The organism is Natrarchaeobius halalkaliphilus, from assembly GCF_003841485.1.
GTDB classification, from domain to species: domain Archaea; phylum Halobacteriota; class Halobacteria; order Halobacteriales; family Natrialbaceae; genus Natrarchaeobius; species Natrarchaeobius halalkaliphilus.
Window position 1 is genome coordinate 1 of record NZ_REFY01000002.1, and the last position, 16,383, is coordinate 16,383.

Here is a 16,383-nt window from a genome sequence, read left to right on the forward strand (position 1 = left end):
AATCTAAAGGGAACAGCGAGAGTTCCACGGGTCACCTGACCCGTGGGTGAATCGCGTACGCTTGCCTAATGTTCAGTCTCCTCGATGTACCGACGAACCACATCCTCAGAAACTGCACCCGTTGTTCCGACGTAGTATCCGTCCTTCCACAGACCACTTCCCCAGAAGTACCGCTGTTTGATCTCGGGGTGACGCTTGAGAATCGTTCGTCCCGAGTAGCCCTTGAATTGCTTCGCTATCTCGGCAGGACTCCATTTCGGGTCGGCCTCGACGAACAAGTGAACGTGGTCGGTGGCAATCTCTCTGGACACAATCTCGTGACCGAACCGTTCAGCAGTTCCTTGGAACAATTCCGCAAGTTCGTCTTGAACTAACTCCAACACCTCGTGCCGGTACTTCGGGCACCACACGAAATGATATTTACACAAACTAATCGAATGTGCATGACTCTTGTAACTTTCCACCATAATCCCTACTTTTATCATCATTTGATACGATAGTCAAGATATGGGTATCGAAGAAGTCACGAAGACCGCACGCACCCGACTCTGCATAGAGTCTGGTGAGCGGTCGTGGCTCAAAGATGCCCGTTACACCGCACGAGACATCGCCAACGACACACTCCGACTCAAACAACAAGGCTACAACAAGACCGAGATTCAACGCGAGGTTGACCGCGATGACTTCCTTCGGAACAACAAGTGCGCGGTCGTCGGCAAAGCCCTGCAAGCGTGGGACTCCTACAAAGAACTCCTCAACTGGTGGTACGACCAAGACGACACCAACGTTGGAAAACCGTCGCCACCAGCCACAGACAAGAAAGGAGCCTACCCACTCGTCATGGCACACAGCGAAGGGTACCGCCTCACCTACAATGACGAAACTGACCGTCTTAGGTTTCGTGTGAGTCCGAAGCCGTACAAGAAGGTGAGAGGACATCTTCGAGGGAGACAAGAAGACCTCAACCTCATCGAGGCAGCCTTGACCGAAGAGGAGTGGTCGTTGGGACAGGCCGAGCTTCTGTACCGAGATGGCGTGTACTACCTACACGTCACGGTCAAAACAGAAGTTCAAGTGCCTGAACCCGAAGACGCTGACACACTCGTCGGCGTCGATATTAACGAACGCAACATCGCTCTCACCGCTCTTAACCGTGAGACGATGGACACGCTCGGAACACTCGTGCTTGATTACGGCTCGGTGAAAGCCGAACGCCAACGCTACCACACCATCACGAAACGCTGTCAAGAACATGGGCAACACTCTATCCACAACCAACTCGGTGAAAAAGAAGAACGCTACACCGAGTGGATTCTTCACCGACTGTCGCGAGTCGTGGTGGAGTTCGCCCAACAGTTCTCAAACCCGGTCATCGTGTTCGAGGACTTGAGCGGGATTCGAGACGCCATCAAGTACGGCACGTACATGAACCGTCGTCTGCACAAACTGCCGTTCCACAAGTTCGAGCAACAAGTTCGATACAAAGCAATGTGGAATCAGATTCCGTGTGAGACGGTTGAGTCGCCGTACAACTCGAAGTCGTGTTCGTGCTGTGGACACCGTGGCTACCGCCAAGGTCGGCGGTTTCGGTGTACGAACGACTCGTGTGCAGTTCAGCAAGATCACGCTGATCGAAACGCGAGCGTGAATGTGGCGTGGCGATCGTGGGCGAAACACGCTGGTGTAGACGTTGAATCAGTTAATTACCGGACTCGCAAAACCCAACCGTTTGTTCGGAAGGTGAGCCTGTCTGGGTCGGGGCGCTCTGTAAACCGCCCATCCTCATCCCGCGAAATCGCTTCGCGTGGAGTGCTTACGACGTAGGCTGAGGGAATTACAAAAGCCACGGGTCACCTGACCCGTGGTTGTTTACTTCGAGATCGTCTTCAGATCGCATTCCGTTTTGAACAACAAGAATATAGGATTCGTCGAAATCCGTCTCGTCACTAAAAGCCGATACTTGTTCAACATCGTCAAATTCGCTGGCTGCAGTTTCTTCGTCTGCGATAAGCGTATAAGATTCTTCCCTCAGGGCAAAGACATCACGTGGGTCGAAGACATTTCGTTCGAGATATAATGTCTCTACGGTCATACCATCGGGTATTGACGGAGATTGAAATCTGTTCCATGCGAGATACCCTCCTGTCCCAAGACCAAGACCACCGACAGCAAGGAACTTCCGTCGATTCACAATCAAATGTTTGAGATGATTCATCATATGTCCTCGGGAAGCTCAAACCCCAATTTGATCAATCCGTACCTGTAGTGACCGCGAAGATCAAGGCGAATCAAAAGCGAGTTTATACGTTGTGTACGTTGTCTGTACTCAGAACTGGAAATCAAGATCGTGAGTACGAACTGATACAATCGGAACCGTAGCGTGTTACTCGTGTTCGAGCGCGTCGTAGATATCTCGATTCGCGTCACGGTCTGCCGTTGCCACTCGCTGGACGAGTTCTCGTCGGATGTCGTCCATCACTTCATCGAGCGGGGAACCAGACTCTGAACCCTCCTCGGTTGCCATATGCAGAGTATCGTCTCGACTGCGGTTAATCGTTTGGGTTAGATGAGTCGCCGGTTAGTTCGTCCAGTCCGTACCGGATGAGGTCGTCGCGCCATTGTTCAACCTCGCCTATGAGGTCGATCTCTTCAGTGTGCGAACGCAGGTATTCGATGGTTTCTGCTTCTTCGACGGTCGTCTGATCGGTGCCGAACTGTTTGAGGATCGTCCTGATTTCGTTGTCGTACGCGAACCGATATCCGTTGAGGAAGTAGAACACGACCGTCGTGTTGAGTGCAGTACGCTTGTTTGCGTCGACGAACGGGTGGTTCGCCACCAACAGCCGGATGAGGTGGAACGCTTTCCCGTGAATCGTCTCGGGTACCGTTCCGAAACTCCCGTCCTCGATGTAGTTCAGGGCAAACTCGAGATCTCCACGATTTTGGACGCCAGCGTGCGTGTCAGAATACTCTGATACGATGTCGTCGTGGATGGCAAGAACGTCGCCCACTGACGGATACCAGAACGAGTCTGCCATTCGTTCGTTCAATCAGACTGCACCCGACGTAATCCTTGCTATTGCAGCTCACGGAGTTAGACTGGATTTATCCGTTGTGTACGTTGTGAGTACTCAGAAGTACTGATCAAGACCGTGAGTACTAACTGACAACATTGGAGTCGAGTACGCTACTCGTTTTCGAGCGCATCGTAGATACTTTGATTCGGTCCCGGCCAGCCGCTGCTACCCGCTGGATGAGACCGGTCTCGTCGGTTCGAGGACCCGGATACTCGGCGGATTCGCCTCGTCGCCGGTTGTCCGATCGATGTGAACTGAGAGAGGATTGTCTCGATGAGCTCCGAGTCACAGCCGACGGAAATTTATCGGCACGAAAGCGTCGAAGAGACCTGCTCTAGGTCCTCATCACACTCGGAACAGACGCGCTTGTCGTGGGCGATATAGACGGTTCGACACGTCGAGCAGTGAAAGAGATTTCCCGGTGAGTCAGGCGACCCGCTCGGTGATTTACCGTCGGAATCGCACTCCAGATCGGCGTCCGTAGACCGGTTCGTCCGCGGTCTGGATCCCGAAAGCGTCGTTCGAACGCGTTTGCGAAGGGATCCAAGCGACGGCACCGACGTCAGTTTGTTTCGACTATCCATAGGATGGGACTCAATCATCCGAGACAAGTACGTACCCCCTAACATATTTGGATCCGCGACAGACAGCGAACGACGAATGACGTCCGGTGACGAGACTTAACCGTTCGACGGCGAGAACGTTCCCCAGTGCAGTGCGGCCGAAAACGATTGCGCCGCTCGAGAAGCGCGCATCGTACTCGCTTCAACGACGACGATAGCAACCTTTTCGGCCGTTGCGCGTCCACTCGAGGATAATGAACTTCTTCGATCGACTGCACGACCGTATTCGGACGGTCGACAGCGTCGTCAGCGTTGGACTCGACGCCGACCGTTCGCGAATTCCCGACCATCTCGAATCGCACGATCTTCCCCGGTGGGCGTTCAACCGGCGTATCATCGATGCGACCCACGAACACGCGGCGGCGTTCAAGCCAAACGCCGCGTTCTACGAAGATCCTGACGGATGGCAGGCGCTCGAGGAGACCGTCGCCTACGCACACGGAAAGGACGTCCCGGTCCTCCTCGACGCCAAGCGGGCGGATATCGGGAACACGACGCGCCAGTACGCCCGGATTCTCGAGACGGTCGACGCGATCACCGTCAATCCCTACATGGGTCGTGATTCACTCCAGCCGTTCTTGGCGAACGAGGAGGCCGGCGTCTTCATCCTCTGTCGGACCTCGAACCCTGGCGGGAGTGACCTTCAGGACCTCGAACTCGAGACCGGCGAACCGATCTACGAGCGGGTCGCGGCGCTGGCCGACCTCTGGAACGAACGCGATAACGTCGGCCTCGTCGTCGGAGCGACGAACCCCGACGAACTCGCGGAGATCCGCGAGCAGGTCCCGGATCTCCCCTTCCTCGTGCCCGGCGTGGGTGCACAGGGGGGCGACGCCGAGGCGGCGATCGAGCACGGACTGTCGAACGGCGTCGGACTCGTCAACTCCTCCCGAGGGATTATTTTCGCGGGCGAGAGCAGCGGCAAGGAGTTCGCACGCGCGAGCGGACAGTCGGCAAAGCGGCTCAAAGAGCGGCTCAATCAGTACCGTCGATAGCGCGTCGATACCGTCTTGAGACGGAACGGGTGGACGGGGTCGTCAGTCCGCGTCGGCGTCGACGATTTTGCCTGCGACTCGGCCGTCGACGACCCTGTCGAGGATTTCGACCGTGACTGGCTGGGGTGGCGGACGGCGTGTGATCGACTCGAGTCCCTCGACGACGGCGACGTCCATCGGACTGTCGTCGTCCGGGTGAACCGCGACGAGCGTTCCGTCGCGCTCGGTGAGGGTGAGACGATAGGTCTCTCCGACGCCGACTCGGTCCGCGAGCAGGTCTCGAATGGAAGTCATGGGTTTTCGTCGTTGAGGCGGGGTTCTCGGTAGGCGATGGCTCGTGTTCGACGATCACAGGGGCGGTCCTGCGCCCGCGTCATCGGTGACCTCATACGGTTTGCTGTGACTTTTTACCGGGACGACCACGAGCCGTCCTGCGGTCGCTCCGGTAACGACTTACAGTAGACCGTATCAGAACCGGTGGACGTCCACGTCATCGTGGCCACGTTCCGGATCCGCGCGGGCGACACAGTCGGCACACAACCCCGTTCCCCGCTCGTAGTGTTTCTCACACGCGAGCGTGCCACAGTTCGAACAGCGCTCCTGGGCGGGCCGTGACTCGCAGATCTGGCAGAGGCCGCTGACGCTCATACGGTACGTAAGCGCTCGAGTGTCTTGAAACCGGTCCCGAAACACGTCGACGTGACGGTCGAAAATTGCTTCGTGAGCGGTGAACGCCCACGCCCTCTGGTAACACACGACGAGAAAGCTTTTCACGTGGGGGCCGCTACCGGACCCTATGAGCCGTGACCGGGCTCTCCTCGAGCGGGCCCTGGACCGTGGCGAACAGGACGGTGGGAGCGTCGAATTCAAAGAACGGCTTTCACGGGACGTCCACCTCGAGGGAGGACGTCGGGAGAGTTTGGCTGCACAGCTTCGCCACCGGTTGCTATCCGGTGACGGCGAGGCGACGTACGTCGTTGGAGTCACCGATGACGGCGGACTGGCCGGCGTTGACCACGACACCTTCTCGGAATCGATGGACGTGCTCTCGTTGCTAGCCGAGGAGGCCGACGCCCACATCGACGACGTCCAGACCTGGGGTGTCGACGGGGGAACGAACTCAAGCGCAGTCGATAGCGCTCCGTCGACTGAGAACGTAGGACGCGGCCTGGTCGGCGTCGCGACCATCCGTGACGGCGGCGTACTCGAGACGGACGACGAACACGTCGTCGTCGGGACGGCGGGTCACGTCGATCACGGAAAGAGTACGCTCGTGGGTTCGCTCGTTACCGGTCGACCGGACGACGGCGATGGCGCAACGCGTGCCTACCTCGATGTTCAGCCTCACGAAGTCGAACGCGGACTCTCGGCGGATCTCTCCTATGCGGTCTATGGTTTCGACGACGACGGTCCAGTGCACGTTCGAAATCCGAACCGAAAAGAAGACCGAGCGGCGGTCGTCGAGGAAGCCGACCGGCTCGTCTCGTTCGTCGACACCGTCGGTCACGAGCCCTGGCTTCGGACGACCATCCGTGGACTCGTCGGACAAAAGCTCGACTACGGATTGCTGGTCGTCGCGGCCGACGACGGTCCGACCCGAACGACGCGGGAACACCTGGGGGTCCTGCTCGCGACCGAGTTGCCGACCATCGTCGCGATTACCAAAACCGACGCCGTCGACGACGAGCGCGTCGAAGAAGTCGAACGCGATGTCGAGCGTCTCCTCCGAGAAGTCGAGAAATCACCGCTGCGAGTTTCACGACACGGCGTCGACGCCGCCGTCGAGGAGATCAACGAGCGCGTCGTCCCCATCGTCGAAACGAGCGCGATCACGATGGACGGCCTCGAGACGCTCGACGAGCTGTTCGATCGGCTTCCGAAGACGTCGACGGACGCCGGCGAGTTTCGCATGTACGTCGATCGGAGCTACTCGGTCACGGGTGTCGGCGCGGTCGCCTCGGGTACGGTCATGTCCGGCGAAGTCGAAGCGGGCGACGAACTCCTGATCGGACCGATGTCGGACGGTCGGTTTCAGGAGGTCGAGGTCCGATCGATCGAGATGCACTACCACCGCGTCGACAGGGCCCGAGCGGGCCGGATCGTCGGCATCGCGCTCAAGGGGATCAAAGAGAGTGCCATCGAACGCGGGATGGCGCTCGTTCCGCGCGACGCCACACCGGAACCCGTCCGGGAGTTCGAGGCCGAAGTCATGGTGCTCAACCATCCGACCCGAATCGGTGACGGCTACGAACCCGTCGTCCACCTCGAGACGATCGGTGAAGCCGCGGCCTTCCATCCAGAAGGCGGCCGTCTCCTGCCGGGCGACACGGGCGAGACCAGCGTTCGATTCAAGTTCCGACAGTATCTCGTCGAGGAGGGCCAGAAGTTCGTCTTCCGTGAGGGCCAGAGCAAGGGAGTCGGAACGGTCACCGAGATCCACCCGACCGACTGATCTCGACGCCAGGTGCGACACGTAGATGGGGGGCTCGTCGTACGCGATCACGTCGGAGACGTTCGTGATGATTCGGTGAACTTTTTGTCGTGCCAGAACGTTTTCCGGTCGATGCTCTCCGAGTCTCCCCGAAATCGCCTCGAATGGGCGATCGTCGAATCGCTGATCGTCTTCGGAATCTTCCTGTTCTGGATCGTCGCTGCCATCGCCACCGTCGTCGGCATACGGATACTGGTGTTCCCGCTCGTAGTACTGGGCGTCCGAGTCGAGAGGCCGTTTATCGAACTGTTTCAGTTGACGACACCGCTCTCGGACCTCGTTCTTCTGGTGGCGGTGATTACGTCGCTCCTGTACGTCCTCGTTCGTGGGGGAACGCTCCTCATCGATCACTATCACCGGACCGTCCGCCCGAGGTCAGGGTCGGACGAATAGCGGCGGAACGCGCCCGGCTACCAGGACAGCGACGGCAACTCCGCGAGCGACTCGAGTTGGTGATCCGGAACCGGGTCGGGACGGTCGGGAACGGTCTCGCCGTGTGGTACCCAGATCGACCGCAGGCCGGCGGCGTTCGCCCCCGCGACGTCGGACGAAAGCGAGTTTCCGACGTAGGCCGCTCGCTCGGGCGTCGACTCGAGTCGCCCGAGCGCGACGTCGAAGGGTTCGGGGTCCGGTTTCGGTGCCGTGTCGAATCCGGCACAGACGACCGTCTCGAAGCGTTCGGCAAGGCCGGTCGACTCGAGTTTCGCCCGTTGCATTCCCGGCGCACCGTTGGTGATCAGCCCGAGTCGATACTCCCCGGAGAGCGACTCGAGTACCCGCCGGACGCCGGGGAGACGTTCGACGCCAGCGCCGTCCCGAACCGTGGCGTACTCCTGAGCGACGGTCCAGCCCGTCTCGCGGTCGTATCCGGTAGCGACGGCCAGGTCCCCGAAGCAGCGTCGCCGGAGGTCCTCGATGTCCGCACTCTCCTCGAGATAGTCGCCGTATTGTCCGTGGTAGGCGTCGATCGTCCACGGATCGTCGACGCCGACGCGTTCGAACGCCGCCTCGAGGGCGACCTCGCCAGGCTGCGTGTACGTACACAGCGTGTCATCGAGGTCGAAGCAGACGGTATCGATCCCGTCGGTCATGTCGAAGCGTACCGTCGTCTCGCACAAAAGCCGATCGCTACCGATCCGAGACGAGGGTTCGATACCGTGGCCGGCGGTCGTCCGAATCCCCTGTCTGTTTGCCCTCGACCCGCTCTATGGCCCCGAGCAGGACGGCCCACTCGAGGATCCGTTCGGTCCGATCGAACTCCCGACGATTGGTCGAATTCCGGTCTCGAGCACCGGCGTCACCGGACGATCGATCCTCGGTCCGCTCGACGACGGCTCGTGCGTCGAGTGGTTCCCCGTGTTCTTCGAGGACGTCGAGTACCGCCGCCGAGCCGTAGACTCGCTCGCGAAACCGTTCGCGTAACGTCGGCGGGGACCGGCCCTCGCTCGTGCGAACGTACCCATGCGGCTCCGACCGAACCAGCTCGAGCGCTCTGAGGAACGTCAGCCAGTCGCCGGCGTCGTCTCGACTCCGGATGTGGGTTTCGTCGATCAGGCGGGCACAGCAGTCGATATCGTTCCGGCGCGACTCGGCGGGCAACGGCGTCGCGGCCCGGACGTCTCCGACGGTCTCGAGGTCGGACGGCGGCTCGGGGATCGGTTTGAACTGCACGGTTACAGCTCGAACGACTCGAGGAGGAGTTCCTCGTCCGTCTCGCCGTGGACGTACGTCGGCCCGCCGACGACGTCGACCGTCACGCGTGCGGGTGCGAACAGGTCCGAGGGAACCTCCTCGAACTCCCACTCGAGGTCGTCGAAGACGTCAGCGAACGGCCGCCCGTGATCGTCTCCGGCCGTCGATGGGACGGCGTCGAACACGTCGGCGTCCTCCCTGACGGAGAGGTGTGCGGTCCCGCCGTAGGCGATCGCGTCGGTGGTTCGGGCGATCGCCGTTCGTTCGTCCCCGGGAACGGGGGCGACCGGCCCTCGTCCCGTCGCGGAGACGATGTCGAGCGGATCGTAGCCGAGTTCCACGAGCCGGAAAGTGGCGAGTTCGGCCACGCGGGCGGCGTTCGAGATACTTCCGACGAGGCTCGCGGTCGGATACGCGAGCAAGAACACGCTGCCGGTCTCGACCTCCGCGAGCTCCGCGACCTGTTCGGCCGCGGCCTCCGTCGGGTGCGAATCGGCCTCGAGTGCGAGCGCGGTCAGATCGAACGCATCGGTGTAACCGATCCGTCTGAACTCCTCTTCTCTCGCGACCAGTGCGCGAGCGGGACCGCTCCCGAGGCCTTCGAAATCCTCGGTGGTCAGCTCCCAGCCGGCCTTCTGCGAGCAGAGTAACGACAGCGCCGGCTGGTCGCTCGAGAGCTGGACGAACGGAACCGACGCGTCACCGATCTCGCCCAGGTCGTAATTCAGCGTCGCCATTCCGGCCGTCTGAATCTCCGTCAGGAGCAATCCAGCCTCGATTCCCCCGTCGAAGTCGAGGCCGAAATCGAGCACCGTCGCCTCGTTGTCGAGATCGTATCCGCCAACGTTCAGCTCCTCGGCGTACTCGAGGGCCTCGTCGACCAGTTCGATCGCCATTCGGTTGAGACTCTCCATACCGTCGCTTTAGCGCCCGGCGTAAAACCGTTTGTCAGTTCGTGTCCGACGACCGTCAGACCCGGTCGCTCGTTGCGGCGCGACCGAGGCGGTCCTCGACGGCCTCGACTTTCTCGGCCGCGGATGTATCGACGGTTCGCTTGTCGTCGATCTTCAGGAACGTACTCACCCGATCGCCGTCGACAGCCTCGTGGGCGGCCTGTGCGGCCGAAAACAGCTCATCGGCGTCGTCAGCTTCGATCACCGTCCCCATCGGGTTCGTCTCGTACTCGACGTCGTAGGCCTCGAGCGCGTCGACGGCGTCCGCGACATCGCTCGCCATACTGTCTTCGATCACCGGTGCGACGCTGAGGAGTGCAACGACTGTCATCGGTGGTACCGTCGCGACGGGCGTTCCTAAATCCGTGGCCTTCGTTGTCGTGGGAAGCCGGGCTATCCCGTCGTCAGTTCGAGACCGGCGGATGGCTTACGTTCGCGTCCGTCGGCGGGTAAATGATGACGTCGCCGTTTGCATAGACGTACACCTCGTGTTCGAGGGCACTGAAGGCGACGTGACCGCCGGTCCGGTCCGTTCCGTCGGCCTTCTGACTGAAGATGTGCTCCAGGGCGTCCGGGTCGACACTGTCGTAGAGGGAGAACTCTCCCTGGGAGACATCGATATCAGCGATCGATGCGATCGCGTGGACGATCGTGGTCGTGATCGTTGCCGTTCCATCGCTGTCGTAGTGAAAGACGTATCTGTCGTTTGGCTGGTCGTACTGTGGCACGTTCACGTCGTCGGCGGAGGACAGTTCAGTTTGCATTGCTCTCTAATCGGTCAATCGTCAGTTAGTCCGTAGCAAACGGCAGTATAAAAACTAACCGCACCGGGGAACGGTTGTGGGAAGTGAACTATCTGGGCTATGAGCGTTCCTTTCTAAAGACTGTCTGCTGGGCGTGACGATCCGCACCGAACTGAACGTTTTTTACGGCCCACCCCGAATACCCAGTGATGGAACTCGACAGCCATGCCGAGGATCTCGCCTCCGACCTCGGTGTCGACAAAGAGGAGGTCAAAGCCGACCTGAAGAATCTGGTGGAGTACAGTGTTCCGATCGACGAGGCCAAAGGAAGCCTTCGGCGGAAGTACGGCGACGGCTCGAGCGCTGGAAGCTCGACGCCGTCAGCGAGAAATCTCGGAGACGTTACGCCCGACGACGGGAGCGTTACCGTTACGGGAGTCGTTCTGACGGCCGGCGAGCGGTCGATCCGGTATCAGGGTGACGATCAGGTTATCGTCGAAGGGCGACTTGCCGACGAGACCGGCGTCATCGATTACACCGCCTGGGAGGACTTCGGACTCTCTCCGGGAGAGACGATCACCGCGGGCAACGCGGGCGTCCGCGAGTGGGACGGCGAGCCAGAACTCAACCTCGGTGAGAGTACCTCGCTGTCGTTCGTCGACGAGTCTCTCGACGTCGACTACGAGATCGGCGGCGACGCACAGCTCGCGGAGCTACAGACGGGCGATCGAGCGGTGTCGATCGAGGTCTCGGTCCTCGAGTGTGAACGTCGGACGATCGACGGCCGCGACGGCGAGACGGAGATCTTGAGCGGCGTCTTCGGTGACGAGAGTGGCCGTCTTCCGTTTACGAACTGGGATCCCGCTCCCGAGATCGAAGACGGCGGACCCGTCCGTATCGAGAACGCGTACGTCCAGGAGTTTCGGGGGGTTCCCGAGGTCAACGTCTCGGCGTTTTCGACCGTCAGCGCGCTCGAGCGCGAGGTCGACGTCGGGGCGGATGCGACGACGATGGAGATCGGTGACGCCGTCCGTACCGGCGGTATCTACGACGTCGAGATCGTCGGGAATCTCATCGCCGTTCGAGACGGCTCAGGGCTCATCCAGCGCTGTCCCGAGTGCTACCGCGTGATCCAGAAGGGACAGTGTCGAACCCACGGCGACGTCGACGGCGTCGACGACCTCCGCGTGAAAGCGATTCTCGATGACGGTACCGGCACCGTCACCGTCGTCCTCGACGACGACCTCACGGAAGACGTCTACGACGGAACGCTCGAGGACGCCCTCGAGCAGGCCCGCGAAGCGATGGATCAGGAAGTCGTCGCGGACACGATCCGGGAACGGATCGTCGGTCGCGAGTATCGCGTTCGGGGTCACCTCTCCGTAGACGACTACGGTGCGAACCTGGACGCGGAAACCCTCGAGGAGAGCGCCGACGATCCCACGACTCGAGCGCGAGCGTTCCTCGAGGAGTTTGGAGCTGACGCCGAGGCTACCGAGGTGGATTTATGAGCGAGACCGGCGACGATGGCGAGGAAATTCCGGGGCGAGAGATCGCCTATCGGATTCTGGCGGCCGAGTACGACGATGCCTCGGTCTCTCACACCGAAAGCGACGAAGAGCGTGCGCCGAACTACGTGATCACGCCGACCGGCGCGCGAGTCAACCGGCTGTTTGCGGTCGGAACGCTCACCGAGGTGACGTCGGTCAACGACGAGATGGTCCGTGCTCGCGTCGTCGATCCGACGGGCGCGTTCGTCGTCTACGCCGGGAAGTACCAGCCGGACGCCCTCGCGTTCCTCGAGGGGACGAACCCGCCGGCGTTCGTCGCGGTCACCGGCAAGGCACGGACTTTCCAGCCGGATGACTCGAATCAGGTTTACACTTCGATCCGCCCGGAGAGCATCGCGACGGTCGACGCCGATACGCGAGACCGCTGGGTCCTCACCGCCACAGAGCGGACGCTCGAGCGAATCGGAACGTACGCCGAAGCTACTGGGCTCGACGTGACCGGTGACGAGCTGACGGCCGCGTTGCTCGAGGCCGGCGTCGAACAGGGGCTCGCGTCCGGTGTTCCGCTCGCACGGGAACACTACGACACGACGCCGTCGTACCTCGGCGCTGTTCGTGACTGCGCACTCGAGGCCGTCGAAGTCGTCGCCGGCGATCGAGACGAGGTGAGCGGTATCGGAACGGCTCCCAGCGATGCAGGCGATTCGTCGGTGACGTTCGACGCGCTTTCGACGCTCGGTGACGTCGACTCCCTCGAGGAGGCGTCCGTGGCGGTCGCCAGCGAAGGCGCGACGAGCGCCCCCTCCAGCGCGGACGACGCAAGCGGTGCTGGATCCGACGACGAGAGCGAGACGACGGATGAGACTGCTGTGCCTGATGAGACTGCCGTGACGGACGAAGCGAGTGACACAGTGTCTATGGACGAGGAGGATGACGCGCCGTCGATCGACGAGGGAGCGGACACTCCGTCGGTCGACGAGACGGATGGGCTATCGTCGCCGGCCGAAACAGTCGACGCCGGTGAGGACCTGCGTGACGGCAACGACGGAGCTACCGACGAACTCGGTGACTTCGACGCCGCCGACGCCGGCGACGGAATGTACGAGATGGACGACGATGAACGCGAACAGCTCGAAGCCGAGTTCGGTACCGAATTTACGACCGGCGGCGAGGTCGACGAGCCCGGTCAGGCGGGAATCGACGTTCCGTCGTCCGAAGACGGATCGGCTGAGGACGAGCCGACTGAGGACGAACCGACAGAAGACGAGTCGGCCGCTCCCGAGTCGGACGATCTCGGCGCGCCGCCGACATCTCGACTCGAGGAACCGTCAGCGGAATCCGAGGATAAGACGGCCGACGAACCAGATGAGGCTGAGTCTGCAGGCGATTCCGGCAAGGCAGAAACAGCGTCTGACGAGCCAGAGACGGGCCGCGATGACGACTCGGACGACGGCGTCGAGCGTGAGAGCGCTTCGGAGCCGGCCGACGAGGCCGACCCGGACGAGGACCTCGACGTCCAGAAGTACGTTATCGACACCATGTCGGAACTGGACGACGGCGACGGTGCGGATCGAACGGAGCTGATCGAGACGGCGACGACCGAGACCGGCCTCACAGCGGACGAAGTCGAGGACGCGATTCAGGACGCGCTCATGGGCGGACAGTGTTACGAGCCGAACGACGAGACGGTAAAGCCGATCTAACTCGCCCGAAGCGCGATGTCGGATCTTCCGTCTTCCGTTCACGTCGAACCGGTCCCCGGCGAGCCCGCGGCGACGGCGCTCGTCTCGAACGAGCGAATCCTCCTGATCGCGGACTACCACGCCGGCTACGAAGCGGGGCTCCGATACGAGCGTGGTGTCGACGTGCCCAGCCACGCTTCCGACCGACGAGAGCGGTTGCTCGCGCTCCTCCAGCGAACGAACCCGGACCGACTCGTCGTACTCGGTGATCTGATGCACTCGATCGGTGATCCCGGTGGAGCCGAACGGGGCGAACTCGAGATCCTGTTCGAGTCGTTCCCGGCGGCACTCGATGTAACGGTCGTCAAGGGAAATCACGACGGGGTGATCGAGACGTGGCTCGGTGGAACCGGTGTGGACGAAATCGACGACGACGATCGCGGTATCGAAACTGGAGAGAGTTCCGGGACGGACGCTCGCGCTTTTTCGAGAACGGCGATCGTCCCCGGTTCTGGCGTGGCGTTCGACGGCCTCGGCGTCTGTCACGGACACAGCTGGCCTGCACCGGCCGCCCTCGAGAGCGACGTGCTCTGTCTCGGCCACGAACATCCCTGCGTTCGACTCGAAGACGAACTCGGCGGGAGTCGAACCGAACGCGCCTGGCTCCGTGGCCGGATCGATCCGACGCCGTTTCGGGACCGACCAGAGTACGAGGGCGTCTCCTGGCTCGAGACGGGAGCCACGCCCGAGGTCGTCGTGGTTCCGGCGTTCAACGATCTCGTCGGCGGAACGTGGGTGAACGTTTCAGGACGATCGTTTCTCTCGCCGTTCCTGCCGGATGGACTGGACGACGGCGAAGCGTATCTGCTGGATGGCACTCGGCTCGGCTCGTACCGACGGATCTGAGCTCCGATCGGAAGTATCGTCGATGGGAGCGGCGACTCCCATCCCGGTACAGGCAGATCGTGGCAACGGTCAGCCGCTGTCCCTTCGAATTGCAGAACGCTTTTCATTTGCCTCGCCGTTTCTCCCCCCAATGACCGACGACGGGAGAGGGCAACCATGACGATGGGTGACCGAATCGACGAACTCGAGGAGTTGCGCGAGGAGGCCCGTCTGGGCGGCGGCGAAGATCGAATCGAGCGACAGCACGAGAAGGGAAAGATGACCGCCCGCGAGCGGATCGATTACTTTCTGGACGAGGATACGTTCACCGAGTTCGATCAGCTTCGAACCCACCAGACGAGCGAATTCGGCATGGAAGAAAAGAAGATTCCCGGCGACGGCGTCGTAACGGGATACGGCGAGGTCAACGGACGGACCGTCTTCGTCTTCGCACACGACTTTACCGTCTTCGGCGGCTCGCTCGGTGAAGTGTTTGCCGAGAAGATCAGCAAGGTCATGGATATGGCGATGGAGGTCGGTGCGCCGATCGTCGGACTCAACGACTCCGCCGGCGCTCGCATTCAAGAGGGCGTCAAAAGCCTCGCCGGGTTCACGGAGATTTTTCGACGAAATCAGGAAGCCAGCGGCGTCGTTCCGCAGATCTCTGCGATCATGGGGCCCTGTGCCGGCGGTGCCGTCTACTCCCCGTCGATCACCGACTTCATCTTCATGGTCAAAGACACGAGCCACATGTACATCACGGGCCCCGGCGTCACCAAGACCGTCACCGGCGAGGAGGTGACCCACGAGGAACTCGGCGGCGCGATGACTCACGCGAACAAGACCGGAGTCGCGGAGTTCGCCTGCGAGAGCGAAGAGGACGCACTCGACGACATCAAACGACTGCTCTCGTATCTTCCTCAGAACAACGTCGAGGACCCACCACGCGTCGATCCCTGGGACGATCCCGACCGCCGTGACGAGGATCTGACCGACATCGTTCCCTCGAGCCCGCAAAAGCCCTACGACATGGTCGACGTGATCGATTCGGTCGTCGACGAGGGCTCGTTTTTCGAGGTGGCGGATAATTTCGCGAACGAACTGGTCGTCGGCTTCGCTCGACTCGACGGTCGGTCGGTCGGACTGGTCGCAAATCAGCCCCGGGTGAACGCCGGAACGCTCACCGTCGACGCGTCGATGAAGGGATCGCGATTCATCCGCTTCTGTGATTCGTTCAACATCCCGATCGTTACCTTCGTCGACGTTCCCGGCTACATGCCCGGAACCGACCAGGAACACCGCGGTATCATCCGCCACGGGGCGAAGCTACTCTACGCCTACGCCGAGGCGACCGTTCCGCTTCTGACGGTCATTACGCGCAAGGCCTACGGGGGTGCCTACTGCGTGATGGCCTCGAAGAACCTCGGCGCGGACGTCAACTACGCCTGGCCGACAGCCGAAATCGCCGTTATGGGCCCACAGGGAGCGGTCAACATCCTCTACCGTGACGAACTCGCGGAAGCGGACGATCCCGACAAATTGCGAGACGAGTTGATCGAAGAGTACCGCGACGAGTTCGCTAACCCCTACACGGCGACGGACAAGGGCTTCCTCGACGACGTCATCGTCCCGACCGAAACGCGTCCGCGCCTGATCGACGATCTCGAGATGCTCGAGACCAAACGCGAGGAGAACCCGGACAAAAAACACGGCAACATTCCGCTGTAACGA

The 16,383-nt window shown here is 61.3% G+C and carries 20 protein-coding genes; 8 read left to right on the top strand and 12 right to left on the bottom strand.

Going from position 1 to position 16,383, the window contains the following annotated elements:
- Positions 1-65: 65 nt before the first annotated feature.
- Positions 66-464 carry an IS200/IS605 family transposase gene (gene tnpA, locus EA462_RS03475; RefSeq protein ID WP_124177810.1) on the bottom strand — a complete coding sequence of 133 codons (399 nt, stop codon included), beginning with the start codon at positions 462-464 and terminating at the stop codon, positions 66-68.
- Positions 465-507: 43 nt separating this feature from the next.
- On the opposite strand from tnpA, the gene EA462_RS03480 reads away from it, so the two are divergent.
- Positions 508-1,824: an RNA-guided endonuclease TnpB family protein gene (locus EA462_RS03480; RefSeq protein ID WP_124177195.1), complete on the top strand. Its 1,317-nt coding sequence runs from the start codon at positions 508-510 to the stop codon at positions 1,822-1,824.
- A gap of 10 nt (positions 1,825-1,834) precedes the next feature.
- On the opposite strand, the gene EA462_RS03485 is transcribed toward EA462_RS03480, so the two are convergent.
- The 4 genes from EA462_RS03485 to EA462_RS03495 all read right to left on the bottom strand — a co-directional run bounded on the left by EA462_RS03485 (position 1,835) and on the right by EA462_RS03495 (position 3,661).
- Entirely contained in the window at positions 1,835-2,092 is a 258-nt protein-coding gene (locus EA462_RS03485; RefSeq protein WP_243641355.1) for a hypothetical protein, read from the bottom strand.
- A gap of 291 nt (positions 2,093-2,383) precedes the next feature.
- Positions 2,384-2,524: a hypothetical protein gene (locus tag EA462_RS17170; protein WP_165872012.1), complete on the bottom strand. Its 141-nt coding sequence runs from the start codon at positions 2,522-2,524 to the stop codon at positions 2,384-2,386.
- Positions 2,525-2,549: 25 nt separating this feature from the next.
- Entirely contained in the window at positions 2,550-3,038 is a 489-nt protein-coding gene (locus EA462_RS03490) for a type II toxin-antitoxin system death-on-curing family toxin (RefSeq protein ID WP_124177196.1), read from the bottom strand.
- Positions 3,039-3,379: 341 nt separating this feature from the next.
- Complete coding sequence (locus EA462_RS03495; protein WP_124177197.1) at positions 3,380-3,661, bottom strand: hypothetical protein; 282 nt, start codon at positions 3,659-3,661, stop codon at positions 3,380-3,382.
- Between the two features lie 233 nt (positions 3,662-3,894).
- Here EA462_RS03495 and pyrF point away from each other — a divergent pair, with 233 nt between their 5' ends.
- Complete coding sequence (pyrF, locus tag EA462_RS03500) at positions 3,895-4,695, top strand: orotidine-5'-phosphate decarboxylase (protein WP_124177198.1); 801 nt, start codon at positions 3,895-3,897, stop codon at positions 4,693-4,695.
- Between the two features lie 42 nt (positions 4,696-4,737).
- Here pyrF and EA462_RS03505 read toward each other — a convergent pair whose 3' ends face one another.
- Both EA462_RS03505 and EA462_RS03510 read right to left on the bottom strand, forming a co-directional pair.
- Positions 4,738-4,989, bottom strand: a complete 252-nt coding sequence (locus EA462_RS03505) for a hypothetical protein (RefSeq protein WP_124177199.1) — start codon at positions 4,987-4,989, stop codon at positions 4,738-4,740.
- A gap of 174 nt (positions 4,990-5,163) precedes the next feature.
- A complete protein-coding gene (locus EA462_RS03510; RefSeq protein WP_124177200.1) occupies positions 5,164-5,343 on the bottom strand; it encodes a hypothetical protein in 180 nt (59 codons plus the stop codon).
- A gap of 148 nt (positions 5,344-5,491) precedes the next feature.
- On the opposite strand from EA462_RS03510, the gene EA462_RS03515 reads away from it, so the two are divergent.
- The gene (locus tag EA462_RS03515; RefSeq protein WP_124177201.1) at positions 5,492-7,147 is read left to right on the top strand and encodes a GTPBP1 family GTP-binding protein; all 1,656 of its coding nucleotides are present in this window, start codon (positions 5,492-5,494) and stop codon (positions 7,145-7,147) included.
- A gap of 111 nt (positions 7,148-7,258) precedes the next feature.
- On the top strand, positions 7,259-7,579 hold the full coding sequence (locus EA462_RS03520) for a hypothetical protein (RefSeq protein WP_243641356.1): 321 nt from the start codon (positions 7,259-7,261) through the stop codon (positions 7,577-7,579).
- A gap of 17 nt (positions 7,580-7,596) precedes the next feature.
- On the opposite strand, the gene EA462_RS03525 is transcribed toward EA462_RS03520, so the two are convergent.
- From EA462_RS03525 to EA462_RS03545, 5 genes are all read right to left on the bottom strand, one after another.
- On the bottom strand, positions 7,597-8,277 hold the full coding sequence (locus tag EA462_RS03525; protein WP_124177202.1) for an HAD family hydrolase: 681 nt from the start codon (positions 8,275-8,277) through the stop codon (positions 7,597-7,599).
- A gap of 37 nt (positions 8,278-8,314) precedes the next feature.
- The gene (locus EA462_RS03530) at positions 8,315-8,857 is read right to left on the bottom strand and encodes a hypothetical protein (RefSeq protein ID WP_207891626.1); all 543 of its coding nucleotides are present in this window, start codon (positions 8,855-8,857) and stop codon (positions 8,315-8,317) included.
- 2 nt (positions 8,858-8,859) lie between these two features.
- A complete protein-coding gene (gene mch / locus EA462_RS03535) occupies positions 8,860-9,792 on the bottom strand; it encodes a methenyltetrahydromethanopterin cyclohydrolase (protein WP_124177203.1) in 933 nt (310 codons plus the stop codon).
- 55 nt (positions 9,793-9,847) lie between these two features.
- Entirely contained in the window at positions 9,848-10,162 is a 315-nt protein-coding gene (locus EA462_RS03540) for an MTH1187 family thiamine-binding protein (RefSeq protein ID WP_124177204.1), read from the bottom strand.
- Between the two features lie 73 nt (positions 10,163-10,235).
- A complete protein-coding gene (locus EA462_RS03545; protein ID WP_124177205.1) occupies positions 10,236-10,595 on the bottom strand; it encodes a HalOD1 output domain-containing protein in 360 nt (119 codons plus the stop codon).
- A 188-nt stretch (positions 10,596-10,783) separates the two neighbouring features.
- Here EA462_RS03545 and EA462_RS03550 point away from each other — a divergent pair, with 188 nt between their 5' ends.
- The 4 genes from EA462_RS03550 (at position 10,784) to EA462_RS03565 (ending at position 16,380) form a co-directional block, all read left to right on the top strand.
- Positions 10,784-12,085, top strand: coding sequence for a Single-stranded DNA binding protein (locus tag EA462_RS03550; RefSeq protein WP_124177206.1), 1,302 nt, complete (start codon positions 10,784-10,786; stop codon positions 12,083-12,085).
- Positions 12,082-13,788: a hypothetical protein gene (locus tag EA462_RS03555; RefSeq protein WP_124177207.1), complete on the top strand. Its 1,707-nt coding sequence runs from the start codon at positions 12,082-12,084 to the stop codon at positions 13,786-13,788. Before EA462_RS03550 ends, EA462_RS03555 begins: the two co-directional genes overlap by 4 nt.
- Positions 13,789-13,803: 15 nt before the next feature.
- Positions 13,804-14,673 (top strand): metallophosphoesterase, encoded by an 870-nt coding sequence (locus tag EA462_RS03560; protein WP_124177208.1) that lies wholly within the window; start codon positions 13,804-13,806, stop codon positions 14,671-14,673.
- 162 nt (positions 14,674-14,835) lie between these two features.
- Positions 14,836-16,380, top strand: a complete 1,545-nt coding sequence (locus EA462_RS03565) for an acyl-CoA carboxylase subunit beta (RefSeq protein WP_124177812.1) — start codon at positions 14,836-14,838, stop codon at positions 16,378-16,380.
- Positions 16,381-16,383: the final 3 nt, after the last annotated feature.

What these genes read in the sequence shown, in the direction of transcription:
- EA462_RS03545 (WP_124177205.1), bottom strand. Translation starts at nt 10,595, where the DNA reads ATGCAAACTGAACTGTCCTCCGCCGACGACGTGAACGTGCCACAGTAC.
- EA462_RS03505 (WP_124177199.1), bottom strand. Translation starts at nt 4,989, where the DNA reads ATGACTTCCATTCGAGACCTGCTCGCGGACCGAGTCGGCGTCGGAGAG.
- EA462_RS03480 (WP_124177195.1), top strand. Translation starts at nt 508, where the DNA reads ATGGGTATCGAAGAAGTCACGAAGACCGCACGCACCCGACTCTGCATA.
- EA462_RS03485 (WP_243641355.1), bottom strand. Translation starts at nt 2,092, where the DNA reads ATGACCGTAGAGACATTATATCTCGAACGAAATGTCTTCGACCCACGT.
- mch (WP_124177203.1), bottom strand. Translation starts at nt 9,792, where the DNA reads ATGGAGAGTCTCAACCGAATGGCGATCGAACTGGTCGACGAGGCCCTC.
- EA462_RS03495 (WP_124177197.1), bottom strand. Translation starts at nt 3,661, where the DNA reads ATGGATAGTCGAAACAAACTGACGTCGGTGCCGTCGCTTGGATCCCTT.
- EA462_RS17170 (WP_165872012.1), bottom strand. Translation starts at nt 2,524, where the DNA reads ATGGCAACCGAGGAGGGTTCAGAGTCTGGTTCCCCGCTCGATGAAGTG.
- EA462_RS03550 (WP_124177206.1), top strand. Translation starts at nt 10,784, where the DNA reads ATGGAACTCGACAGCCATGCCGAGGATCTCGCCTCCGACCTCGGTGTC.
- EA462_RS03525 (WP_124177202.1), bottom strand. Translation starts at nt 8,277, where the DNA reads ATGACCGACGGGATCGATACCGTCTGCTTCGACCTCGATGACACGCTG.
- EA462_RS03555 (WP_124177207.1), top strand. Translation starts at nt 12,082, where the DNA reads ATGAGCGAGACCGGCGACGATGGCGAGGAAATTCCGGGGCGAGAGATC.
- EA462_RS03520 (WP_243641356.1), top strand. Translation starts at nt 7,259, where the DNA reads ATGCTCTCCGAGTCTCCCCGAAATCGCCTCGAATGGGCGATCGTCGAA.
- pyrF (WP_124177198.1), top strand. Translation starts at nt 3,895, where the DNA reads ATGAACTTCTTCGATCGACTGCACGACCGTATTCGGACGGTCGACAGC.
- EA462_RS03515 (WP_124177201.1), top strand. Translation starts at nt 5,492, where the DNA reads ATGAGCCGTGACCGGGCTCTCCTCGAGCGGGCCCTGGACCGTGGCGAA.
- EA462_RS03510 (WP_124177200.1), bottom strand. Translation starts at nt 5,343, where the DNA reads ATGAGCGTCAGCGGCCTCTGCCAGATCTGCGAGTCACGGCCCGCCCAG.
- EA462_RS03565 (WP_124177812.1), top strand. Translation starts at nt 14,836, where the DNA reads ATGGGTGACCGAATCGACGAACTCGAGGAGTTGCGCGAGGAGGCCCGT.
- EA462_RS03560 (WP_124177208.1), top strand. Translation starts at nt 13,804, where the DNA reads ATGTCGGATCTTCCGTCTTCCGTTCACGTCGAACCGGTCCCCGGCGAG.
- EA462_RS03490 (WP_124177196.1), bottom strand. Translation starts at nt 3,038, where the DNA reads ATGGCAGACTCGTTCTGGTATCCGTCAGTGGGCGACGTTCTTGCCATC.
- EA462_RS03540 (WP_124177204.1), bottom strand. Translation starts at nt 10,162, where the DNA reads ATGACAGTCGTTGCACTCCTCAGCGTCGCACCGGTGATCGAAGACAGT.